Annotated in this window: 17 protein-coding genes; 6 read left to right on the top strand and 11 right to left on the bottom strand. The window is 65.6% G+C overall.

Features of this window, described 5'->3' with window-relative positions:
* Positions 1 to 591: 591 nt before the first annotated feature.
* Together BN984_RS17755 and BN984_RS17750 are read right to left on the bottom strand one after the other, a co-directional pair.
* Complete coding sequence (locus BN984_RS17755; protein WP_008094217.1) at positions 592 to 1,353, bottom strand: universal stress protein; 762 nt, start codon at positions 1,351 to 1,353, stop codon at positions 592 to 594.
* Positions 1,346 to 2,815: an APC family permease gene (locus BN984_RS17750; RefSeq protein ID WP_049968906.1), complete on the bottom strand. Its 1,470-nt coding sequence runs from the start codon at positions 2,813 to 2,815 to the stop codon at positions 1,346 to 1,348. Before BN984_RS17750 ends, BN984_RS17755 begins: the two co-directional genes overlap by 8 nt.
* Before the next feature lie 202 nt (positions 2,816 to 3,017).
* Here BN984_RS17750 and BN984_RS17745 point away from each other — a divergent pair, with 202 nt between their 5' ends.
* Positions 3,018 to 4,268, top strand: coding sequence for a tyrosine-type recombinase/integrase (locus tag BN984_RS17745; protein WP_008094213.1), 1,251 nt, complete (start codon positions 3,018 to 3,020; stop codon positions 4,266 to 4,268).
* A gap of 85 nt (positions 4,269 to 4,353) precedes the next feature.
* Here the strand turns inward: BN984_RS17745 and BN984_RS19195 are convergent, their stop codons facing one another.
* Complete coding sequence (locus BN984_RS19195) at positions 4,354 to 4,722, bottom strand: DUF1269 domain-containing protein (protein ID WP_244877486.1); 369 nt, start codon at positions 4,720 to 4,722, stop codon at positions 4,354 to 4,356.
* A 378-nt stretch (positions 4,723 to 5,100) separates the two neighbouring features.
* Here BN984_RS19195 and BN984_RS17735 point away from each other — a divergent pair, with 378 nt between their 5' ends.
* Both BN984_RS17735 and BN984_RS17730 read left to right on the top strand, forming a co-directional pair.
* Positions 5,101 to 9,249, top strand: a complete 4,149-nt coding sequence (locus BN984_RS17735; protein ID WP_049968905.1) for a PKD domain-containing protein — start codon at positions 5,101 to 5,103, stop codon at positions 9,247 to 9,249.
* Positions 9,250 to 9,318: 69 nt separating this feature from the next.
* A complete protein-coding gene (locus BN984_RS17730) occupies positions 9,319 to 9,762 on the top strand; it encodes a DUF5518 domain-containing protein (protein WP_008094197.1) in 444 nt (147 codons plus the stop codon).
* A gap of 72 nt (positions 9,763 to 9,834) precedes the next feature.
* Here BN984_RS17730 and BN984_RS17725 read toward each other — a convergent pair whose 3' ends face one another.
* From BN984_RS17725 to acs (BN984_RS17695), 7 genes are all read right to left on the bottom strand, one after another.
* Positions 9,835 to 10,050: a hypothetical protein gene (locus BN984_RS17725; RefSeq protein WP_049968904.1), complete on the bottom strand. Its 216-nt coding sequence runs from the start codon at positions 10,048 to 10,050 to the stop codon at positions 9,835 to 9,837.
* Between the two features lie 68 nt (positions 10,051 to 10,118).
* On the bottom strand, positions 10,119 to 10,595 hold the full coding sequence (locus BN984_RS17720; RefSeq protein WP_008094193.1) for a universal stress protein: 477 nt from the start codon (positions 10,593 to 10,595) through the stop codon (positions 10,119 to 10,121).
* 3 nt (positions 10,596 to 10,598) lie between these two features.
* Positions 10,599 to 12,248 (bottom strand): VC_2705 family sodium/solute symporter, encoded by a 1,650-nt coding sequence (locus BN984_RS17715; RefSeq protein ID WP_008094190.1) that lies wholly within the window; start codon positions 12,246 to 12,248, stop codon positions 10,599 to 10,601.
* The gene (locus BN984_RS17710; RefSeq protein ID WP_008094189.1) at positions 12,245 to 12,682 is read right to left on the bottom strand and encodes a DUF4212 domain-containing protein; all 438 of its coding nucleotides are present in this window, start codon (positions 12,680 to 12,682) and stop codon (positions 12,245 to 12,247) included. The genes BN984_RS17715 and BN984_RS17710 overlap by 4 nt, the downstream gene beginning before the upstream one ends.
* A 55-nt stretch (positions 12,683 to 12,737) precedes the next feature.
* Entirely contained in the window at positions 12,738 to 14,732 is a 1,995-nt protein-coding gene (gene acs, locus BN984_RS17705) for an acetate--CoA ligase (RefSeq protein ID WP_049968903.1), read from the bottom strand.
* 198 nt (positions 14,733 to 14,930) lie between these two features.
* The gene (locus BN984_RS17700) at positions 14,931 to 16,697 is read right to left on the bottom strand and encodes a bacterio-opsin activator domain-containing protein (protein WP_049968902.1); all 1,767 of its coding nucleotides are present in this window, start codon (positions 16,695 to 16,697) and stop codon (positions 14,931 to 14,933) included.
* A 143-nt stretch (positions 16,698 to 16,840) separates the two neighbouring features.
* Complete coding sequence (gene acs, locus BN984_RS17695) at positions 16,841 to 18,757, bottom strand: acetate--CoA ligase (RefSeq protein ID WP_081909271.1); 1,917 nt, start codon at positions 18,755 to 18,757, stop codon at positions 16,841 to 16,843.
* Between the two features lie 144 nt (positions 18,758 to 18,901).
* On the opposite strand from acs (BN984_RS17695), the gene BN984_RS17690 reads away from it, so the two are divergent.
* On the top strand, positions 18,902 to 20,065 hold the full coding sequence (locus BN984_RS17690) for a pyridoxal phosphate-dependent aminotransferase (RefSeq protein ID WP_049968900.1): 1,164 nt from the start codon (positions 18,902 to 18,904) through the stop codon (positions 20,063 to 20,065).
* A 36-nt stretch (positions 20,066 to 20,101) separates the two neighbouring features.
* Here BN984_RS17690 and BN984_RS17685 read toward each other — a convergent pair whose 3' ends face one another.
* Positions 20,102 to 22,114: a sensor histidine kinase gene (locus BN984_RS17685; RefSeq protein ID WP_049968989.1), complete on the bottom strand. Its 2,013-nt coding sequence runs from the start codon at positions 22,112 to 22,114 to the stop codon at positions 20,102 to 20,104.
* Between the two features lie 148 nt (positions 22,115 to 22,262).
* On the opposite strand from BN984_RS17685, the gene BN984_RS17680 reads away from it, so the two are divergent.
* Together BN984_RS17680 and BN984_RS17675 are read left to right on the top strand one after the other, a co-directional pair.
* Positions 22,263 to 22,853 carry a TetR/AcrR family transcriptional regulator gene (locus tag BN984_RS17680; RefSeq protein WP_008094178.1) on the top strand — a complete coding sequence of 197 codons (591 nt, stop codon included), beginning with the start codon at positions 22,263 to 22,265 and terminating at the stop codon, positions 22,851 to 22,853.
* Positions 22,850 to 24,316: an MATE family efflux transporter gene (locus BN984_RS17675; RefSeq protein WP_049968899.1), complete on the top strand. Its 1,467-nt coding sequence runs from the start codon at positions 22,850 to 22,852 to the stop codon at positions 24,314 to 24,316. The genes BN984_RS17680 and BN984_RS17675 overlap by 4 nt, the downstream gene beginning before the upstream one ends.
* Positions 24,317 to 24,342: the final 26 nt, after the last annotated feature.

Raw genomic sequence — 24,342 nt, 5'->3', positions numbered from 1 at the left:
CTATATATGAACACAGTCGCGACATCTGTTAGAGAAGATACAACGATACGCTAGATTACAGCTAGTTCCCCATAGATCTCGTTGCTACCGATACGTCTCGCCGGAGGAACGGGCAGTGACTAACGCCCGTCAAACGACCCACACTGCATTACATAATTACTGGTGTAATGGAAGTGCGCACGTCCACAGCAGTCGGATGTCGTTCGCGGACGACTGAGCTGGCCGGGCGAGTCGCCGATGGGAGACGCTCCGCGCCGACCGAGTGAGTCGAGGCGGGCGAGACGCGTCGAAGACGGGCGTCTGACCGAGATAGTAATTCAGTTATTTTGCAATGATAATCAAGTCCGAATCGACTGTCGATTATAATCTGGATTCACGTGTGAATCAACGTTCGACAGGCTCGTATTCTCATATCGCATCTCTAACGCTTCATTCCCTCAAATAGTCTAAAATTTGTAAAAATTGTAGAAATTATTCTCTTACCTGGATTTTGTTGCATCTATCAAAACAGTCGATCCGTATCGTGATAATTGAAATAATAGTACAATAGTATTCAGTGGCGAGCCGGAGACGGTCGAGGGCGAACCGCCCTCACTCCGAGTCGCCGGTACCGTCGGCGTCGTCAGGTTCGGGGTCGAGCGGTCGCCGGACCACGAGCACCGGACCGACGGTCTGCTCGGCGACTCGGTCGGAGGTCTCGCCGAACAGTCGGCCGCGGAGCGTGGGCTTCTCCTCGCCCATCACGACCAGGTCGTGGTCGTCCGCGCCCTCGATGAGCGCCTGGAGCGGATTCTGCGCGACGACGACGACGCGCGAGACGTGCTCGCGGTTGACGCCGAGGACCGCCAGGTCGTTCGCGACCTCGTCGAGGAGGGCTTCGCCGTCCGAGACCGCCCCGTCGTCTTCGACTGCGTGGAACAGCGTGAGTTCGACGTCTCCGCGCTTTCCGACCGCCGCGGCGACCCTGGTAATCGTCTCGAGGTTGATTGCCTCCTTTATCGGAACGATGACGCGGTCGATGGTCGGTGCGGGGTTCGAGAGTAGTACCGCGTCGCACTCTGCCTCCGTGGCGATGCGCTCCGTCGTCTGGTCCACATCGTGAGTGAACACGAGTCGCGTCTCGACGGTCGCACCGGCGGATTCGAACACCGAGACGAGTTCGTCGAGTTCTTCGCGGGCCTTCGGTTCGAACTGCTCTCTGGCCTGTTCGGGGGCCGTCTGCTCGGGTATCTCGTGGTACGCGAGCAGAACGACCGTCGTCTCCGAGAGGAGGTGAATCAGTTGGTCGGGAATCACTTGCCCCTCCAGCACCGCGACGGGGACGAGCACGCGAACGTCGGGAGAGTCACGCATCGGCGCTCACCCCCTTCAGGCGCACGTCTCGGGCGTAGGCGAAGTACCAGACCAACGCGGCGAGCGCGACGGCGACGCCCACCGCCTGCGAGAGCGGTTGCATGAACGCGACGAGGCTGAAACTCGCGAGCGCCCCGAGGACCGGGACGACGGGGTAGCCGGGGACGCGGAACGACGGGTTGTACCACGCGGGGTTCGAGCGACGGAGCCCGATGAGCGCCACGCAGATGAGCCCGTAGGTGACGAGGTGCAGGAACGACGCGACCTCGGCGAGTACCTCCGTCCGGCCGACGGCGACGAGGACGACCGTCGGTCCGCCGACCAGCGCGAGCGCGATGTGGGGCGTCCCGTACCGGAGGTTGATTCGCGCGAGTTGCGGCGGGACCAGCGCGTCGCGGCTGAGCGCGTAGAGGGCGCGCGACGAACTGAGAATCGAGGCGTTCGCGCTCGACACCGTCGCCAAGAGCCCGGCGATGAGGATGGCGACCGCGCCGGGGAAGCCGAGGTACGAGCGCGCGACCTCGACGATGGCCGTCTCGCCGAAGGCGGCGAGTTGGGCGCTCCCGAACGCGCCGGTCGAGACGAGGATGGTCACGACGTACAGCACCCCGACGACGACGACGGAGCCGACCATCGCCAGCGGGAGGTTCCGCCCGGGTTTCGTTATCTCGCCCGCGACCGTCGCCACCTGCGCGAATCCGAGGTACGAGGTGAACACGAGCGCCGCCGTGGTGAAGATGCTGAGCGTCCCGTAGGGCATGAACTCCTCGGGGACGGTCTGACGGCCGAACAGCCCGAGCGTGTCGAGCGAGCCGTAGACGAGAAACACGAGGAGGATGCCGAGGAGCAGACTCACGATACTGTTCTGGAGCTTCGTCGCGTTCTCGGTCCCGAACATGCTGAGAGCCGTCAAGACGACCCCGAAGCCGACCCCGAGGAGCGCCACGAGCGGCAGGTCCGAGACCATCGACGCCGCCCCCAACTCCGCCAGCACGGCGATGGCGTACTGCGCGAAGCCGACGAGGTAGAACGCCGAAGCGAAGACGAGCCCCAGCCAGAGCCCGATGCCGACGACCGCGCCGAACGCAGAGCCCATGGCGCGGGAGATGAAGTAGTACGCGCCGCCGCTTTTCGGCATCGCCGTGGCCAACTCCGAGGTCGGGAGCGCGACCAACAGCGCGATGACCGCCCCGAGCGCGAACGAGAGCGCGGCCGCGGGACCCGCCTGCCCCGCGGCGAGGCCGGGAAAGACGAAGATACCCGCGCCGACCATCGTCCCGATACCGATTGCCAACCCGCCGCGGAGGCCGATCGTCCGCTCCAACTCGGTCCCGCTTTCGAGGACCGTCACCTCGTCGGCCGCGGCACCGACGTCGACCGCCGGGTCCGCGTCGCCGACCCGTACCCCGTCGCCGGGCGGGTCCGCCCCGAGCACCGAACCGCCGTCGTTTCCATCGGACATTGTGATTTCCTGTTATCGCGTCTCCCCAATATATCTATTACCCGTCATATTGAGGGTCGACGGGTCGGCCGGCGGGCACGACTCGCCGACCGCCGTCGGTCCCAGCGAGAGAAAGTGTTAATCCGTCCGCGGCACGCCCTGCATGCAGAACGATGGCGCACGGAACGCGACGCGGCGGCCGGTCCGCGCGGGGTGAGCCGCGGTGAACTGGTCGCGGAAGTCGCTCGACGAACTCGAAGCGTTCTACTGGGAGACGATAGCGCCCGCGATGGATCGCGACGGGATGGACCCGACGCGAGACGTTCCGACCTACTCGTGGCTGACCGAACGCGGCTGGTCGGGCATCGCCTACGCGCTCCGCGAGAAACACGACCTCACGCCGCGGGAGTTCTTCGTCGGCGTCGTCGGCCTCGGCGACGAGGCGACCGACGAAGGCTACGATTGGGGTATCGACGACGACCGCACCGTCGAGGCGTTCGAGACGTACCTCGACATGCTCGAATCGCGGCGCGGCCTCGCGGACTCGACGCTACCGACCCGCCGGACCCACCTCGCGCGGTTCGCCCGGGTCTACCGCGACCGACACGGTTCGGCCGACCTGCTCTCACGACTGGACGACCGAGACGCCGAGCCAGACGAGATAGACCGCTGTCTCGCGGTCCTCGACGAGTTCGACGCCGAACTCGCCACCGACGGGACGAAGCTCAAGTACCTCCAGACGGTCCGGTCGTTCTACGAGTACCTCGTCGACTTCCGGCGCGCGCGGTACAACCCCGTCGGGAACGCCGCCAAACAGTTCCGCTGGGAACAGGGCCAGCCCGACAACCGCACGATGACCGCGGACCAAGTGAGTGAGGTGTACGCCGTCGCCGACGACCTCGAAGACCGCCTGCTCGTCCTCGGACTCGCCGGCTGGGGGCTCCGCCCGAACGAGCTCGCGTCGCTCCGCGCGTCGCAACTCGTCCTCTCCGGCGACGACCCCCACATCGCGTTCGAAGAGCGGAAGAACGGGCCGGGAACCGTCGCGCTCCTCTACGGCGTCGACGCCGTCGCCGCCCGCATCGACGCGCTCGCCGAGGACGACGACTGGAACGGCGCGCTGTTTCCCTCCTCGCGGGCCGCCGCGGGCCACATCGCCCGCGAGACGGTCAACCGCCGGTTCAAGCGCCTCGCCGACGAGGCCGGCGTGACCGTCGACGGCGAGGTCCCGACGGCGAAGCTCTGTCGGCGCTTCTGGTACACGGCCTATCAGGCGGCGGTCGACGAGATGCTCGCGCAGTTAGAGGGCGTCGCCGCCGACCAGGGGTCGAAGAGCGCCGACGTCGTCATGTCGAACTACCTCTCCGAGGAGCGCCGGCGGTCGTTCCGCCGGCAGGCGATGCGCGAGACGCTGGCCGAGGTGTTCGAATCGGCGGACGAGTCTGTGTCCGTCGAAGAACAGATAGCGCAGTAGCTGTCGGTTGCGCCGCGGCGCGTGCTCTGCGACCGGCGACGATTTGGAGTGAACAACTGTATAAATCACATGTCGCGATACACAACTATCGTGCGATAAGCCAGAGAGGAGCAACGTATTTCTGTACAAGAACGGCCCGATGAGGGTCCAGAACGGCCAAACTGTTCAACGGCGAACGCCTCACGGAGTCGGTCTTCGTCCTCGGGGAGAGGTTCGTCTCGATACTCTCGAACTTGTCGTCGGACAATCCCGCTCTGATTCGCTCCATCTGTGCGCGGGACAGGAGGAACAACGCGGAGTCACCGGGGTCGACCGTGTTCGCGACCTCTTTGATGAACGCGTCGTCGATACCGATATCGGTGAACTTCACGCCGAGCGCGCCCACGCCGCCGAGGCTCTGGGCCTGTTTGACTTCGAGACGTCCGAACGGCCCGACTTCAGACGGAGGGACCATAGATAGTATATCCGGCTAGCTAAAATCTTCAATTTGATAATTTTAGTTTCGCCAGTAGTGTTGATTGTTCAAACTACTATATTAAATATGGTATTTTGTATTTCGAAAATACAAGTTTGGAGTGCTGTATTGGCATAGTAGAGCAAAGCCCGGTCTTCACTACAGATGATAGTGTTTCCTAGTAGCATTAGCTACAATGTCTCTCGTCCGTCTGCGATAATATTTACACGGTACACTCCGGTTTTATACGATATTATTATATCCGTACCCAGACAGTCTGAATCGCCTGATTATCGGTGGTGAAACCGAATTCGGCAGGGAAATGACATCGAAGGGAACCACAGGGAAGGTTGCGGCGGACAGGGAGGCGAACAGCAGGTGACGCAGAGACCACGGATAACGCGACAGCAGGCCAACACGCTCCTTCTGACGCTCGTGACGGTGATTTCGCTCGTCGCGTGGGTTCCGGTCGGCGCATCGGCGGTCGCGAATGGCGCGGATATCTCGTATACGAACCTCTCGGTGACGCCGACGACGCTCTACGAGGGAAGCGCCGTCACCGTGAACGTCACCGTCGAGAACGGCGGCGGGACACAACAGTCGTACAACACGACGCTCACCGTCGACGGCGACGTCGCGGCGTACCAAACCGGGACCCCCAGCGCGGGCGCGACCGAACAGGTCACGTTCACGAAGACGCTCTGGGGGGCGGGGACCTACGACGTCGCCGCCGGGGGACTCGCCGCGCAGACCGTGACCGTCGAGGAGGCCAACGCGAAGTTCCACGGCGGACCGGGCAACCTCGGCTACTACCCGAATCAGACGGGGCCGCTCACGGAACCCGTGGAGGCGTGGAACATCACCGACATGACTCCGCAGGTGATGCAGCCGACCATCGTGGGCGACACGCTTTACACCGCCTTTCACGACGGCGGCAGTCTTTACGCGTTAGACCCCGAAACGGGCGAGGAGAAGTGGAACGCGACGCCCGGCGGCGCTTCGGGGTCGACGTGGACCACGCCCGCGTACGCAAACGGCGTGCTCTACCTCGGAAGCAACGACTACAAGCTACACGCGATAAACGCAACTGACGGCACCGAAATCTGGAGCTACGAGACGCAGACGAACGTCCGGTCGGCCCCCGCGGTCGTCGACGGCGTCGTCTACTTCGGAAGCAACGACGGGAACCTGACCGCGGTGGACGCCGAGACCGGCGAAGAACTCTGGTACTACACGATGTACCAACCGGTGCTGGTGGAGTCGAACCCCGCGGTCGTCGACGGCACCGTCTACGTGTCGGGTAACGACGATAACTTGACCGCGCTGAACGCCACCACCGGGGCGAAAATCTGGAACTACACGCTCCTCGACGAGAGCCAGTCGGACCCGACGGTCGCGAACGACACGGTGTTCGTCGGGAGCGATAGCACGGCGGGCCCAACCGGCGGAACCGGGAGAGTGTACGCGATAAACGCGACCGACGGCACCGAGCGCTGGAACTACTCAATGCCGGGGGACGTGGATTCGAGTCAGGTGTACGCCGACGGCGTCGTCTACGCCGGGAGCCGCGGCGGCGAGCTCGTCGCGCTCGACGCCGACGACGGAAGCAGACTCTGGAACGCGTCGGGGAGCGGTTTCCGCGGCGCGCCGGTCGTCGCGGGCGACGTGCTCTACATCTCGGATTTCGGTAACGACACCGTCCACGCGTTCAACGCGACCGACGGCACCGAGCGCTGGTCGTACGACTCGCCGGTGAGCACCCTCTATCCGACGCCGCTCGCGTGGAACGGCTACCTCTACTACGGCAGCAGCAGCCAGTTCCACGCGCTCGCGGAACCGGCACCGGCCGTCTCGGCGGTCGCCGCGACGAACCCTTCGGGACAGAACCTCTCGGTGTCGTTCGACTCGTCGCAGCGCCTGACGAACATCTCCGTCTCTGTCTCGGGACCGAGTTCGACGACGTTCACCGAGGGCGACTTCTCGGAGTCGGGAACCGACCCGTACACGTACGCGCTCGCGTCGCCGTACGAGACCGGAACCGACGGCACGTACACCGCCACGGTCCGCACCGCCGAGAACGCTGACGAGCAAAACGGGGCCGGAAACGAGTCCGACAGCGTCACTATCGATACGGTCGCGCCCGCCGTCGACGCGGGCGAGGACGCGACCGTCGACGAGGACGTCGCGCTCGATTTCAACGCGACGGCGACCGACGCCGTCGGCGTCACGAGCACGTCGTGGGACTTCGGCGACGGCTCCGCGAACGAGACGGGCGAGAACGCGACTCACACCTTCGCCGACCCCGGAACGTACACGGCGACGTTCACCGCCGCCGACGCCGCGGGGAACGAGGAGACCGACTCGCTGGTCGTCACCGTCAACGACACGACCGCACCCGCCGCCGACGCCGGGGTGAATCAGACGGTCGACGAGGACACCGCCGTCAGTTTCGACGGCTCGGCCTCCACCGACAACGGAGCAATCGACGCCTACGAGTGGGACTTCGGCGATGGCTCCGCGAACGTCACGGGCGAGGACGTGACCCACGCGTTCGCCGACCCCGGAACGTACACCGTCAGCCTGACCGTGACCGACGGCGGCGACAACGCCGATTCCGACTCGCTCGTCGTCACGGTCGACGACACGACCGCACCCGCCGCCGACGCCGGGGTGAACCAGACGGTCGACGAGGACACTGCCGTCGAGTTCAACGCGAGCGGGTCGGTCGACGCTTCGGCAATCGACTCGTACGAGTGGGACTTCGGCGACGGGTCCGCGAACGCCACGGGCGAGAACGCGACCCACACCTTCGCCGACCCCGGGACCTACACCGTCGTCCTGAACGTGACCGACACCGTCGGGAACACCGCGTTCGACACGCTCACCGTGACGGTCGACGACACGACCTCGCCGACGGCCTCCGTCGGAACGAACCAGACGGTCGACGAGGACACCGCCGTCAGTTTCGACGGCTCGGCCTCGACGGATAACGGGGCAATCGCCACCTACGAGTGGGACTTCGGCGACGGCTCCGCGAACGCCACGGGGGCGACTCCGAACCACACGTTCGCCGACCCCGGAACGTACGCCGTGGTGCTGACTGTGACCGACGGCGGCGACAACGCCGATTCCGATTCGCTGGTCCTCACCGTCAACGACACGACCGCACCCGCCGCCGACGCCGGCGGCAACAAGTCGGTCACGCGGGGCGACGCGGTCGAGTTCGACGCCAGCGGCTCCACCGACAAGGGAGCAATCGACGCCTACGAGTGGGACTTCGGCGACGGGTCGAACTCGACGAACGCCTCCGAGACGCACAGCTACGACTCGACCGGGACCTACACCGTCACGCTGACCGTGACCGACGCCGCCGGCAACGTCGGGTCGGACACGGCGACCGTGACCGTGAACGCCGAATCGTCGTCCTCGTCATCATCGTCGTCCTCGTCTTCGTCCTCGTCGTCGACATCGGAGTCCTCCGAGGCGACTGGCGGTGACTCAGAGGTCGTCGTCGACACGAAGGGCGAAGGCACGAGTAAGCGGTCGAACGTGTCGGTCAGAAACGTCGACACGAGCCGCGCCGTCGTCATCGCGCTGGAACCGGTCGCGAACGACACCGAGACCGGGGCGGTCGAGAACGGAACGGCCGGGACCGACGCGACCAACGACTCCGCCGAAGCAGCGGACGGGTCGGCCTCGCCCGCCGCCGAAAACATCTCGGTCGCACAGCTCTCGATGAACGTGAACAGCGGCGAGGACTTCACGCTGAACGTCACGACGTACGAGGCGGCCGACGACGAGGCCACGGGCGAGCGCTTCCAGCGCGAGACGGGCGCGACCTCGGCGGGCTACGTCGTGGTCAACCACTCGATACACGATGACGACATCGAGGACGTGACGTTCACCTTCAGCGTGCGAAAGCGCTACTTCGAGACGACGGGTATCAGCCCGGATTCGGTCGCGCTCTACCGCGACGAGCACACGCAGTGGCGCAAGCTCGACGCAAGCCTCGTCGAGGAGTCCGAGACGCACTACGTCTTCGAGGCGACCTCGCCGGGCCTGTCGCTGTTTACCATCGGCTCGACCGTCCCCGTCTTCGAGACGACCGCCGCCGAAGTCACCGAGACGAGCGTGTCGGTCGGTCAAGCGGTCGAAATCGCGGTCGACGTGTCGAACATCGGCGGCGCGGGCGGAGTCCACGCGCTCGATTTACTGGCCGACGGCGAGCGCGTCGCCGGCGGGACCGTCGAACTCGGCGCGTTCCAGAACGGGACGGCCACGCTCAGCTACGCCTTCGACGAGCCCGGGACGTACGAACTCGCGGTCGGCGAACAGGTCGTCGGCAGCATCACCGTCGAAGAGCCGCAAGCGGCTCAGACGGCGGCGTCGGTCGACGGGGCGGACGCCGACGCCGACGATAGGTCCGGAGACGGCGACAGCGCCAGGTGGACGATTGCCGTCGTCGTCGCCGTCCTGTTGGCCGCCGGACTGGGCGTCGCCTACCGGCGGCGGGCGCGCGACGAGTAGCCGCGGAGCGGTCCACTCTTTTCGGCGGGTCGTCCACAGAGTTATTAGATAGTATACATTATTGGGCGTATGGAAAACCATAGCCCTCCAGGCGAACTGTCGTGGCGACGGCGGTACACCCTCGCCGGCGGCCTCGTCGCGGCGGCGTTCGTCTCGTGGAGCTATCTCGACGGACGGTCGGCGATGTCCCTCACCGCGGTGTTCTTCGCCGGGCTCGTCGTCGGCGCGCTGGCGAAGCGGCGGCACGGGACGGCGACCGGCGTCGGTGTTCGGACGGGACTCGTCGGTGGCCTTCCCATCCTCTGGGTACTGTTCGACGTGCTTGCGTTCGCGACCGGACTGTCCGGTCCGACGTGGTTCGTCGTCGCCGGCTGGTTGATGGTGCTCGGCGGGGTCGTCGCCGTCGGCCTGCTCGGGTTCGGCCTGTCCGCGCTCCTCGGCGCAGCGGGCGCGAGGGTCGGCGCGGCGCTGACGACGTCCGACCCGCCGTCACCGACGGCGACGAACGAGTGACCGCGCCGGCGAGCGCGAACCCGTAACCGCCCCGAATCCGTACGAGAAGATAGTCCGGGAGTGAATCCGGCGTCAGCGCTGCCCGCGGACGGCTTCGACCGAGGCGAAAAAGCCGAAGTACGCGACGACGCCCGCACCCATACAGAGGTAGAACGCCCACTGTGGGCCGTCGAGCACGTCGAACAGGACCGAAACGACCGTCACCCACACGAGGGCGAACAGCAGGTCGGTCAGCATTCCCGAGCGGTGTTCGCGCACGTGGGTGCGAATCGTCTCCACGAGGCTCATCGGCGGGTCACCCCGTCGGGAGCCCCGAGTGGCGTGGTCGTCCTCGCGTGGGTGGTGTCGTACATCGGTTACGCTTCTGCTTCCGCTTCCTTTTCGTGGACGTCGACGACGAGCACCGGAAGTCGGGTCCGCCGCAGGACGCGTTCGGTCACGCTTCCGAGGACGACCCGGGAGAGCCCGGAGCGGCCGTGAGAGCCCATCACGACGAGGTCGATGTCGTTGTCCTCGACGAACTTCCTGATGGCTCGCGCCGGTTCGCCCGCAACGACGTGTTCGCGGACGGCCAGTCCGTGCTCGGTTGCGGCGTCGGCGACGTACCCCGTCGCCTTGTCGGCCGCCTCCTTCACTTCGGGCATGTCGTCGAGGCGGCCCTGTCGGATGCGGTCGACCTGCTCCGTTCCCAGCGAATAGCTGGTGGCGTCCACGTCGACGACGTACAGCGCGTGGACTGTCGCCCCGTACTTCGACGCGATGTCGACCGCCTGTTCGACGGCGTACTCCGCCGCGTCGCTTCCGTCAGTCGGAATGAGGATATGTTCGTACATTGGTTAGTCGTCCGCGGGGGACTGCCCTCCGTCTGCGCTCATGACCACGTCTTCTGCGGACTGTTGCTGACCCATCGGTTCGGGGCTGTGACACTGCCGAACCATCTTCTTGATTCGCTCCGGCGGTTCGTCCGTCGCCATCGAGACGGCGATGGTGATGACGAACACCAGCGGCGTGCCGACGAGCGCCGCGCCGATGGCCGGCACGAACTCGGCGAAGGCGTCGCTGAAGTGGAAGATGAGGTCGTTGACCACCGCGGCGACCCAGAGCGCGAGGCCGACGCTCATACCGGCGAGGGCGCCCTGACGGTTGGTGTTCTCCCACCAGAGGCCGAGGAAGAACATCGGGAACAGCACGATGGCCGCGAGCGAGAACGCGAGCGCGACCAGTTCGCCGACGAGCGCGGGCGGGTCGAACGCGGTTATCGTCACGATGATACCGAGCGCGACGATGGTCGCGCGACCGACGAACACCTGCTGGCGCTGGGTCGCGTCGGGGTTGATGATGTTCGTGTAGATGTCGTGGGAGACGGCGGACGAGGCGGTGATGAACAGCCCCGCCGTCGTCGCGATGGCGGCGGCGATACCCCCGGCCGCCACGAGGCCGACGAACCACGTCGGCAGGTTCGAAAGCTGCGCCGCGAGCACCACGATGAGGTCGCCCTCACCGCCGCTCATGCCGCCGTTGGCCGCGAACGTCGGGCCGTACTGGGAGGCGTCGTAGAGGTCGACACCGAAGGCCGCCAGCGCCGGGGCGCTCCAGTACAAAAGCAGGATGAAAAACAGCCCCCAAACGGTCGACTGACGCGCCGTCTTCTCGTTTTCGACGGTGTAGAACCGCACCAGCACGTGCGGGAGCCCGCAGGTCCCGAAGATGAGCGAGAACGCCGTGGCGATCCAGAGGTAGAACCCCGCGTTAGCGAACGGTTCGGAGAACTCGGCCGACAACTCGCCGATGAGCTGGCCGTATTCGATTTGCGGGAGGACGGTCGAGTAGCCGCCGGTGAACCCGACGACGTAGACGGCCGTCAGGAACGCGACGATGAGGATGACGTACTGGACGGCCATGTTCTTGGTCGCACCCATCATGCCGGAGATAGTCAGGTAGCCGACCGTAATCGCCATCATGACGACGACCATCGTGACGTAGTCGGTCCCGAAGACGTACAGTCCGACGAGGCCCATCCCGCGGGCCTGTCCGACCGAGTAGACGAACCCGATGAGGATGGTCGTCAGCGCGCCGATCGCCCGCGCCGTATCGGAGTTGAATCGGTCGCCGACGAAGTCGGGCGCCGTGTACTTCCCGAACCGACGCATCTGCGCGGCCAGGAAGATGAGGAGGACGAAGTACCCGGCCGTCCAGCCGATGATGAACGCGAGCCCGTAGAAGCCCGCGAGGGCGACCAATCCCGCTAATCCGAGGTACGACGCCGCCGACATCCAGTTCGCGCCGATTGCCATCCCGTTTTCGACGTTTCCGATGGACCGGCCGGCGACCCACATGCCCTCCGTGTCGGCGACCTTGAACACGTAGCCGATGGCGAGAAACAGGGCCAACATCCCGACGACCATGATGGCCGGCACGAGTTTGAACGAGATGTTGAGCGCCTCGGGGAGCAGGTCGCCCGACTGGAGGAACACGCTCGCAGTCATTCGACGCTCCCTCCGTCGGTGACGGCGGCCTCGCTCTCACTCTTCGAGCGCGACTTCGAGGCCGCGTGGTCGATGCCGTACCGCCTGTCGAGTTGGTCGCGCTTGCGGGAATAGACGAACGCGAGGACGAGTGAGCTGGTCGGCGACAACACGGCGACGAGGAAGTAGTGCGCCGGGAAGCCGATGACCGGAAGCTCCGCGGTCATCGTCGCCGGTGCGAAGTAGGTGAGCACCGGCGGTCCGAACGTGAGGAGCGCCCACGCGATGAATCCGGCCCAGATTATTTTCAGGTGGTCTCGCATGAACGGGGTGCTCGGTTTCAGCAGGTTCACCTCCCTCGACAGGTAGTCTACCTCGTCGTGTTCGGGAGCTGTGCTCCGGTCGGTGCTCGTGGTGTGTGAGTCAATTTCTGACTCGGTTGATTCGCGTGACATAGATCGGTTGGTCGTCTCGTAGTTACGCTCGATACGGGCGGCCGAAGGCGGCCGCTCAGTCGCTCTGTGCGCGGACTTTCGCTTCTATCTCCCCGACGATTTCGGGGTTCCGGAGCGTCGAGGTGTTACCCAGTTCCGCGCCGTTCGCCACGTCTTCGAGGAGGCGGCGCATGATTTTGCCCGAGCGCGTCTTCGGCAGTTCGGGCGTGAACACGACCTGTTCGGGTCTGGCGATGGGTCCGATGGCGTCCTCGACGCCCTCGATGATGCGCGCGCGGAGGTCTTCCCCCTCCTCGTACCCGTCTTCGGTGATGACGTAGGCGTAGACGGCCTCGCCTTTCACCTCGTGGTCGCCGCCGACGACCGCGGCCTCGGCGACACCTTCGACGCCGACGATAGCCGACTCGATTTCCATCGTCCCGAGGCGGTGGCCCGAGACGTTGATGACGTCGTCAACGCGCCCGAGTACGGTGATGTAGCCGTCGTCGTCCACTTTCGCGCCGTCTTCGGGGAAGTAGACCCAGTCGTCGGGGTCGTCGCTGTCGGTGTCGGAGTACTCCTCCCAGTATTCGGAGATGTAGCGCTCGTCGTTCTTGTAGAGCGTCCGGAGCATCCCCGGCCACGGCTTGTTCACCGTGAGATAGCCCGCCCGTCCGGGTTTCACTTCGTCGCCGTTGGTGTCGACGATTTGGGCGTCGATGCCCGGGAGCGGCGGCCCGGCGGACCCGGGTTTCATGTTTTTGACGCCCGGGAGGGTCGTTATCATCATGCCGCCGGTCTCGGTCTGCCACCACGTGTCCACGACCGGGCAGTCCTCGTTGCCGATGTGTTCGTAGTACCACTTCCACGCCCGCGGGTTGATGGGTTCGCCGACGGTTCCGAGCAAGCGGAGACTCGACAGGTCCCGCGACGCTGGGTACTTGCTGCCCCACTTCATGAACGCGCGAATCGCCGTCGGCGCGGTGTAGAAGATGTCGACGGCGTACTTCTCGACGATGTCCCACATCCGGTCGCGGTTGGGGAAGTCGGGCGTCCCCTCGTACATCACCGTCGTCGAACCGAGCGCGAGCGGCCCGTAGACGATGTAGGAGTGACCCGTAATCCAGCCGATGTCGGCCGAACACCAGTACGTGTCCTCCTTCTCGATGTCGAGCACGGCGTGGGAGGTCCACGCCGCGTAGGAGAGATACCCGCCGGTGGTGTGTTTGACACCCTTCGGCTGTCCCGTCGTCCCCGAAGTGTACATCAGGAACAGCATGTCCTCGGCGTCGCGTTCGACGGGCTCGACGCGCTCGCCGCCCTGTTCGTCGAGGAGGTCGTCCCAGTCGTGCTGATTACCCTTCAGGTCGTGGCCGAAGCCGTCGTCGCCGAGGCGGTCGACGACGACCGTGGCGTCGACACCGTGGTCGACGCTGTCGAGTCCTTCGTTGGTTTTGTCGAGGTGGTCGAGCGGGTCGCCGCGGCGGTAGTAGCCGTCGCAGGTGACGAGAAACCGGGAGTCCGCGGCGTTCATCCGCGTCGCCAGCGCCTCGGCGGAGAAGCCGGCGAAGACGACGTTGTGTGGTGCGCCGATGCGGGCGCACGCGAGCATTGCGATGGGCAGTTCGGGAACCATCGGCATGTACAGCGTGACCACGTCGTCCTCCTCGACGCCGAGGTCGCGCAGCGCCGCCGCGAACTCGTTCACCTCGCGATAGAGGTCCTGATAGGTGTAGGTCCGCGTCTCGCCGTGTTCACCCTCCCACTTGATGGCGACGCGGTTCTTGTCCCCGTTTTCGACGTGGCGGTCCACGCAGTTGTGACAGGCGTTCAGTTCGCCGCCGGTGAACCACTCGTAGAACGGCGGGTTCGAATCGTCCAACACCTCGTCGTACGCTTCGTCCCAATCGAGCATCTCGGCGGCCCGCTCCCAGCACTCGGGCCAGTTCTCCTCGAACTCATCGTAGATGCCGGCGTCCGAGACGTTCGCTTGCGCGACGAACTCCTCGGAGGGTTCGAACTCGTCTTGTTCTTCCAGCCGTGCCTCCAGTTTGGTGTCACCCTGTGCCATATGTCGTGTTAACGAGTCTCCACAAGGGGCATAAGTAGGGTAACTAATTATCGAAAATTAACATCACGATTATGGATAACAGTCTAAATTCGGTACAATAGGCCTCAAAAAGGAATACAGACGGGATGAACTACTATCAAAATATATTAATAATTCATCAATCAATAATGAACGTTCGTGTGCTAACTGGTCGCACGCCTAAGGGTTTAGGGTCGAAGCGTGTTCGTCGCTGTCGTCGTCGAAGAACGCAGTCATGAGTTTCTGCTGTGCGGTTCGGAGGTGCTGGTGGAGCGTCGGCGACGAGATGTCTATCGAATCGGCGAGGTCTTCGGCGGTACTACCGCGGGGCCACTCGAAGTACCCGGCGAGATAGGCCGCTCGCAGGACGGACTGTTGCTTGTCTGTGAGTCGCGCCACGAGCGACTCCCGAAAGTCGGCGGTGTTTCGCGTGGGCCGTTCGACCTCCTGTTTCGAGACGAGTTCGGTGGTGGGATACGCGTCGGTCAGGTCGGACATCACGTCTCGGAGCGGCGCTTCGTTCGAAAATTCGCCGACCAGACGGGCCACGCCGTCCTCCGCGACGAACCGCGAGACGGTTCCGTCGTAGGACGTGAGCGTCGTAATCGTCGACCCCGCGGAGAGCGCGACTTCGAGGAGCGACTCCGTTCCCCGGTCGCGGATCAGGCGGATGTGTTCGACGGCGTCCGTGGCTTGCAACTCGTCGAACACCGCGTCCGTCGTCACCCCCCGAACGGTGAGAAAGCACAGCAGCGACCGCTCCTCGATAGGAACGACGCCGCGGAGCCGAACCGAACAACCGAGGTCCGCGGAGAGTCCGACGAGCACGTCCTGTTCGTCCGATGATTCGAACTCCAGTTGAACGACCGTGTCGGCGAGGAGTAGCTTCCGACGCTCCGCGGCGGCGATAGCCTGCCCGATGTGGCGGCCCAGCGTCACCAGTATGTCCGTCTCGGCGTCGGAGGCCGCTTCCTCAGCGAGCGCGACGTAGAGCGCGCCGTAGGCGGTTTCGCCGTGTACCAGCGGAACGACAGCGAGGTGGCCGCTCTCGGAGTTCGGCGGCAGGTCGATGCGCACGGTCTGCACGGCACCGGTATCGCACGCGCGTCGAGCGAAGTCCGCGTCTCGACTGGCGAGTGACCGCCGGACCGCTTCGAGCGATTCCTCGTCGAATCCGGCGACGGTGAGTTCCGCTCGCGCATCGGTTTCGTCCGACGCTATCCAAGCGAAACGGTAGTGGCTCGAATCCGCGAGTCCGTCACAGACGGCCTGTTCGACCTCGCCTCGCGTGTTCACCCCCGAGAGTGCCGACCCGACGCTTCGGACGGTCTCGACGACCTGACGCACTCGGTCGGAGTCGCCGCCCGCGGGACGCCCGCCGCTGTCGACGGCGTCCGGCGAGAGCGCATCGAGCACCTCGTCTTCGCTCGGTTCGTCGAGGAGCGGCGCGAGACTCTCGATTCGGTCCCACCCGCCGATTCGCATGACGACGCTCGGCGGGACGCCGTCACCGAGCATCGTTCGGGCGAAGTGCCGACGCAGGTCGCGAGTCGAAACGTCCGCCAACCCATCGCGGCCGGTTCGTTCGGCGGCCCGCGTTCCGACCGACGCCACGAGCATCTGCAGACGCCGCGGCGTGACCGGAAGCACCCGTTCAGTCTCGCCGATGTCTGTCGTCGTGACGTACTTGCGGACGTCGTGTTCGACCTCGTTCGGCAGGTACGCCTCCCGACCGTCGGTCGGAACGACGAGGAAGTAGTGCTCCGTTCCCCGGTGTCGCCGCTGGGTCACGTGTGCGGGTTCGAACTGACTCATCTCGGCCGGTGTGAGCCCGACTTCCGCGCCGAGTCGAAGCACGAGGTCCTCGCGGTACGTCTCGGTCGACCGTCGCAGTTGCTCGTACCCACCCGCGGACAACGGCGTCGGCTCGGGGTCTCCGCCCGGCATTCGTTTCGGAATAATATCGAAGAGCGAACTAAATCTTCCGGTGAAAGGAAGACAGCTACGCAGAGAAGTCAGGGAGCAAGAAAGACCACCGCTCATCAGGGCAGAAACAAAATTTCGCGGAGACAATATTATCCGAAACGTCGTCAGCTGTCTCGGACGATGGATTCGAGCTCGCCGACGATTTCCGGGTTCTGAAGCGCGGACGTGTCGCCGAACTCCTCGCCGTTGGTGATATTCTCGAGAAACCGGCGCATGATCTTCCCGGACCGCGTCTTCGGGAGGTCGGGCGTGAAGACGACGGCGTCCGGAGTGGCAATCGGACCGATGCGCTCGCGGACGTGGGAGCCGATTCGCTCGCGGAGGTCGTCGCCCCCGGAGACGCCCGTCTCCAGCGTGACGTACGCGTGGATACCGCCCGTGTCGGCGTCGTCGACGCTGACGACCGCGGCCTCGACGACGCCCTCGACGTCGACGATGGCCGACTCGATTTCCATCGTCCCGAGGCGGTGACCCGAGACGTTGATAACGTCGTCAACGCGCCCGAGCACGGTGACGTAGCCGTCGTTGTCCACTTTCGCGCCGTCCCCGGTGAAGTAGTGCCACCCGTCCACGTCGAACATCGCCGCCTCCTCACCCCACCGCTGGCCGTGTCGCAGCGCGAGCGGCATGCCGGGCCACGGGCGTGTGAGAACGAGATACCCGGCCTCGTTCGCAGGGACTTCCTCGCCGCGGCCGTCGACGACCCGAGCGCCGACGCCCGGGAGCGGCGGCCCGGCGGTGCCGGGCTTCATGTTCTTGACGCCCGGGAGGGTCGTTATCATCATGCCGCCGGTCTCGGTCTGCCACCACGTGTCGACGATGGGGCAGTTCTCGTTGCCGATGTGTTCGTAGTACCACTTCCACGCCCGCGGGTTGATGGGTTCGCCGACGGTTCCGAGCAGGCGCAAACTCGACAGGTCCCGCGACTGGGGGAGCGACGTATCCCACTTCATGAACGACCGAATCGCCGTCGGAGCCGTGTAGAACACGTCGACGGCGTTCTCTTCGATGAGGTCCCAGATGCGGTCCTTCTCCGGGTAGTTCGGCGTTCCCTCGTACATGACCGTCGTCGTCCCGAGCGCCAGCGGCCCGTAGACGACGTACGAGTGGCCGCTAATCCAGCCGATGTTCGCCGTACAGAGATACGTGTCCTCCGGCTTGAGGTCCAACACCGCCTGCGACGTCCACGCGACGTGGGCGAGGTAGCCGCCGGTGACGTGTTCGACTCGTTTCGGTTCGCCTGTGGTCCCCGACGTGTGGATGAGAAACAGCACGTCGTCGGCCGCCCGCTGGACCGGGTCGACCTCCGCGCCGGCGTGGGCGTCGACCAGTTCGTCGTAGGTGTGCTGTCCCGCTCCGAGGTGTGCGGTCTCGCCGAGGTGCTCGACGACGACCATCTCCTCGAGGTCGTGGGCGGCCTTGAGACGGGCGTCGTCGGCCTTGCTCTTCAGGAAGATGGCGCTCCCTCTCCGGTAGTAGCCGTCGCAGGTGACGAGGAACGCCGAGTCCGCGCTCTCCAGTCGCGTCGCCAACGCGTCCGCCGACAGTCCCGCGAAGACGACGTTGTGGGGTGCGCCGATGCGGGCACAGGCTAGCATGGCGATGGGCAGTTCGGGAATCATCGGCATGTACAGCGTGACCACGTCGTCCTCCTCGACGCCTTGCGCGCGGAGCGCCGCCGCGAACTCGTTGACTTCGCGGTAGAGGTCCTGATACGTGTACGTTCGCGTCTCGCCGAGGTGGCTCTCCCACTTGATGGCGACGCGGTTCTTGGCCCCGGCTTCGACGTGCCGGTCGAGACAGTTGTAGCAGGCGTTCAACGTCCCCCCGGCGAACCACTCGAACGGGGGTTCGTCGGCCGGAAGGACCGACTCGTAGGGGTCGAACCAGTCGATCGTCGCCGCCGCTCGCTCCCAGCAGTCGGGCCAGTTCTCCTCGAACTCGTCGTAGACGGAGTCGTCGGTAACGGTGGCCTGTTCGGCGAACGACGCCGGAGGCGGTATCTCCTCGTCTTCGGCCATCCTCGTTTCGAAGTCCGGCCCACGACGGTTCGACATACAGGAGGTACGTCGGCCTCATCGCATTAAAACGTTCGTCGGGGTGTGCGACTCGGGCGACCGATGGCGTCCGCCAAGCTTCTTGTGTCAGCCAGTCCCAGCCCACGTATGCCACATCCGACCGCGTTCTCCCGGCCCATCGGGAGCGAGCGCGTCGCGGGAACCCGCGAGTCCGTCATCCGGGAGATGACCCGCGAGGCGCACGAACACGACGCCATCAACCTCTCACAGGGCATTCCCGACGAGGACGAGACGCCGGCGAGGGTGAAGGAGGCCGCCAAAGACGCGATCGACACGTCGAGCCAGTACACCATCACGTGGGGGCTCCCGGAACTCCGCGAGGCGGTCTCGGAGCGCTACGCCGACTGGAAGGGCGTCCGCTACGACCCGGAGACGGAGGTCACAATCACCACCGGGACGAGCGAGGCGGTGGTCTCGACGCTTCTCGCGCTCTGCGACCCCGGCGACGGCGTCATCTACTTCGAGCCGACCTACGAGAGCTACATCCCGGCCGTCCAGTTCGCCGAGGGAGAGCCGATGCCGCTCGACATCACCGACGGCCTCGAACTCGACGCCGACGCGCTGTGGGACGCCGCCGAGAACGCGTCTATGCTGATTCTCAACCACCCGCACAATCCGACGGGGAACGTCTTTTCGCCCGCCGAGCTCGAACTCGTCGCGGAGGTCGCCGAGGCGGAGGACCTCGTCGTCGTCACCGACGAGATATACGAGCACATCGTCTACGCCGACGACTACGTCAGCCCCGTCGAAATCGACGGGCTCGCGGGCCGGACCGTCGTCTGCACGGGCCTGTCGAAGACGTACTCCGTGACGGGCTGGCGCGTCGGGTTCGCGCTCGCGCCCGAGCCGCTGTCGGCCGAACTCCGGAAGGTCCACGACTACACGAGCATCTGCGCGCCGACGCCGTTCCAGCGGGCGGGGGTGGAGGCGCTGTCGCTCCCGGCGGACTACTACGACGACCTCTCGGACTCGTACGAACGCCGCGGCGAACTGCTGTACGACGGCCTCCGGGAGGTCGGCCTCGACCCCGTGAAACCGGACGGCGCGTACTACATGCTGACGCGCTACCCGGGCGACGCCGACGACACCGAGTTCGCGCACCGACTCGTCCGCGAGGCCGGCGTCGCGGTCGTCCCCGGGAGCAGTTTCTACACCGAGGGGTCCGCTGACTGGGTCCGGTTTACCTTCTCCCGCAACGAGGCGACCATCGAGGAGGCGCTGCGACGGCTCGACGAGAACCGCTTCTGGTAATCCGGTCGTCCCGGCTCGCGGTCCGCAGGGCAGCGGTTAGACGTCGTCAGACGACGCCGAACTCGACTCCAGAACCGAGTCCTCCGCGCGTTCGACGCCCCGAATCACGAACCGCGCGCCGGCGTCCGCGGCGTCCTCGTATCCGACCGACCAGTCGTGGGCGTCGGCGATGGTTCGGACGATTGCGAGGCCGAAGCCGGTGCCGTCGACTGCGGTCGTGAACCCCGACTCGAAGAGCTTCGGGCGGTCCTCCGGCGGGACGCCGGGGCCGTCGTCTTCGACGTAGAAGCCGTCCCGAGTCGCGCCGACGGTGACGGTCACGCCGTCGCCGGCGTGCTCGACGGAATTTCGAAACAGGTTCTCGAAAAGCTGGAGGAGCCGAGTCCGGTCCGCCGCGAACGATGCGCTTTCGGCCACCTCGAGCGCGGCCGATTTAGTGTCGACGTTCGCCCACGCCTCGGTCGCGACGGCGTCGAGCGAGACCGTCTCGCGCTCGTCGACCGTGCCGCCGCGGGCGAGCGCGAGCACGTCGGTGATAATCTCGCCCATGCGCTCGTGGGCCGCCTCGATTCGCTCGACGTGGTCCGGGTCGGGACGCTCCGCCTCCTTCACCAGTTCGAGGTAGCCCTCCGCCACATTCAGCGGATTTCGCAGGTCGTGCGAGACGACGTTCGCGAACGTTTCGAGCTGCTGTTCGTGCTTGCGCCGGTCAGTTACGTCGTGGGCGTTGACGACGACGCCGCTGACAACGGGATCGTCGAGGAGGTTCCGACACCGGACGCTGAAGACGCGCCACCCGCGGGTCGAACTACGGAACCGGAGTTCGGCGGTGGCGTCCTCGTCGGGGCGCGCCAGCGCCTCCCGGAACGTCTCGATGGCGGCATCCTCGTCGTCGGGGTGGAGGAACCGGGCCAGCGACCGAACCTCACTCGGGTCCTCGTCGGTGCCGAGCGTCTGGGCGGCCGAGTCGCTCAGATAGCTGACCGAGCCGTCGGCGTCGAGGACGAAGATGAGGTCGGAGGCGTTCTCCGTGAGCGCGCGGAACCACCGCTCGCGGACGCGGCGCTCGGTGATGTCGTGGAGGATGTGCAGATGGCCGCGAACCGCGTCCCGGCCGTCGGTCACGGCCGACCTGTCGACCTCGAAGTAGCGCGCCTCGTCGTTGTCGTCGACGACCCGGAGCTCCCCGCCGGTTTCGAGGGCCTCGGCGGCCACCGCGTCGAACACGTCGGCCACGGGGGCCCCCAGCGACGAGGGCACCACGTCGAAAAGCGCCCTCGCCGACGGGTTGGTGTCGGCCAGCCGGCCCTTTCGGTCGACGACGATGACGGGGTCGGCCATCCGCTCGATGACGAGGTCCCGCGCGATGGGGCTGATGTCGAGGATTCGGTACCGCGAGAGCCCGATGGCGAGCAGCGACGACGTGGCGGCGAACGAGATGGCGATGGGGTTCGCGGGCGAAAACGGCGTCCAGAGATACACCGCCCCGACGATGGGGGGAACGAGAACCGCGACGAACAGGAGGAGCGCTTGTTTTCGGTATATCTGTCGGCTCCGCAGGCAGTGGATGCCGAGGGCGACGAGCGCGGCCCCGACCGCGACGTAGCTGTAGACAATATCCACCCAGAACAGCGGTCCGTAGACGACATCGGCCGTCGTGATTCCACCGGTGGTCGAAAACGACAGCGACTCCCACAGCAGCGTGTGGAGTCCGAGCGCGTTCGTTACCGCCCCCACGACAGTCAACGTGGGCCACACGGCGAACAGCGCGGCGGTGCGGCGAGAGACCAACCGCTCGTAGCCCGCGATTTCGAGGGCGAAAAGCAGGGTGAAAAAGACCGCCGCCTCCGCGGGTATCAAGATGAGAACGAACCACAGGAGGCGGACGGACACCGAGTCGGCGAGGAGGTAAAACGCCTCGAACAGCGACCAGCCGCCGGCGCTCAGAGCGAGGGCGATGAACCACCGCCCGCTCGGCTCGTCTCGGTACCGCCAGCCGTAGCTCGCGACCCCGGCGGAAATTGCGGTCGCGAGGAGAAGCGCACCCACGTACGGTGACAGCGAGAGAGGCACTACACTCGAGTACCCGGGTCGGCCACTTAGAAACTCTGGCAGACGGCCGGCCGTGAGTCGCCCTAACGAAGGATTTGGCGGTCCAAAGTCTCTTAACTGACCGGTCAGTAAGCCGGGACAGAAGATGGACGCAGAGACCAGGGCCGAGATACTCGAAGCGACCAACCGGGCGCTCTGCGAACACGGGTACGCCGGCCTGACGGTGCAGCGAATCGCGGAGGAGTCGTCGGTGACGAGCGCCGCGATTCACTACCACTTCGACACGAAAGAGGAGCTCCTCAACGCCTTCCTCGACGACCGAATCGAGCGATTCGAGTCGAAGTTGTCGTGCGGCGCGTCCGACCCGCGGAAGCGGCTCGACGCGGTTCTCGACGCGGTGTTCAACCCCGAGGACCCCGACGTCGACGGCTTCCCCGTGGCGCTCATGGAACTGAAGGCGCAAGCGCCCTACCACGAGCTGTTCCGCGAGCGCTTCCTCGACCTCGACGACGTGATGCGCGGAACCGTCGCCGACATCGTCCGCGACGGCGTCGAAACAGGAGCGTTCGACGAGGCCGACCCGGCGGAAATCGCGCGGCTCGTCACGACCATGAGCAACGGCGCGCACGCCCGCGCCGTCGCGCTCGACGAACACCCCGCTGAGACCCGGCGGGTCGTCGAAGACGCCCTCGAACTCCACCTCGGCTGGACGCCGGGTGCGGAGGTGGAGCGATGAGTCTGTTCAAGGGACAAGAGGAACTCAACCTCACCGAGGGCGGCATCGTCAAGCCGCTTCTCTACCTGTCGCTCCCCATCGTCGTCACGAACCTGCTCCAGACGGCGTACAACCTCGCGGACACGTTCTGGCTCGGCCAGTACTCGACGGAGGCGCTCGCGGCCATCTCGTTCGCCTTCCCGATGGTGTTCCTCCTCATCTCGCTCGGGATGGGGCTGTCCGTCGCCGGGAGCGTCCTCGTCGCCCAGCACACCGGGGCCGAGGAGACGGACAAAGCCGAGTACGCGGCCTCCCAGACCGTCACGTTCGCGTTCCTCGGGTCCGCGATGCTCGGCGCGCTCGGCTACCCGCTCGTCCGCCCGTTCCTCGATTTCCTCGGGGCCTCGCCGGACGTGCTGCCGGGCGCGACGGCCTACATGCAGGTCATCGCGCTCGGTCTGCCGTTCATGTTCGGCTTCTTCGTATTCATCTCGCTGATGCGCGGGGCGGGCGACACCATCACGCCGATGCTCGTGATGTTCGGGACTGTCGTCCTCAACGTCGTCCTCGACCCGTTTTTCATCAACGGGTGGGCGCTGGGGCCGGTTCAGTTCCCCGAACTCGGGATTCAGGGCGCGGCCATCGCCACCGTCATCTCGCGGGTCCTCGCGATGGTCGTCGGCATCGCCATCATGGTGTCGGGCACCAGAGGCATCCAGATTCACCTCACGGACATGCGACCGGACTTCCGGTACCTGCGGAAGATTCTCCGCATCGGCATCCCCGCCAGCATCGAGGGGACGGGTCGCGCGCTCTCCATCAACGCGCTTCTCATCGTCGTCGGCCTGTTTTCGACCTCCGTCGTCGCGGCGTTCGGTATCGGCACCCGCGTGTTCTCGGTCATCTTCCTCCCGGCTATCGCCGTCGCCCGCGGCGTCGAGACGATGTCCGGTCAGAACATCGGCGCGGGGAAGTACGACCGAGCGGAGCAGGCGAACTACGTCGCGGCCAAGGGATTGTTCTTCGTCCTCGGCCTGCTCGGACTGGCCATCTTCCTCGTTCCTGAGCCCATCGTCTCGGTGTTCACCACCGACGCGGCGGTCCTCGACGTGGGCGCGCAGTTCCTGCGGTACGTCTCGCTGTCGTTCGGCTTCATCGGTATCATGCGGGCGTTCACCGGCGGCTTCCGTGGTGCGGGCAAGACGCTCATCGCCGCGGTGATATCGGTCGTCACGCTCGCCGGCATCCGCCTTCCGGTCGCCTTCGTCGCGTCGCAGGGACTCCTGCCGACGGACTTCTGGTTCCTCGGAAGCACCGACGTTCGGGGCATCTGGATCGCGTTCTTCGTCTCGAACGTCGCGGGCGCGTTCATCGCGTGGCTCTGGTTCCGCCGGGGGACGTGGCGCGAGGGCGACGTGCGCGGGACACCGGCCGGCGGCGAGTTGGAGACCGACGACGTGGAGCTATCGAGCGGGATGGACTGATTCGGAAAAAGAGGCGGTCCGAACCC

The sequence above is a fragment of the Haloferax prahovense genome, assembly GCF_000723845.1.
In the GTDB taxonomy this organism is placed as follows: Archaea; Halobacteriota; Halobacteria; order Halobacteriales; family Haloferacaceae; genus Haloferax; species Haloferax prahovense.
This window is presented reverse-complemented; position numbering and strand designations above follow the sequence as displayed.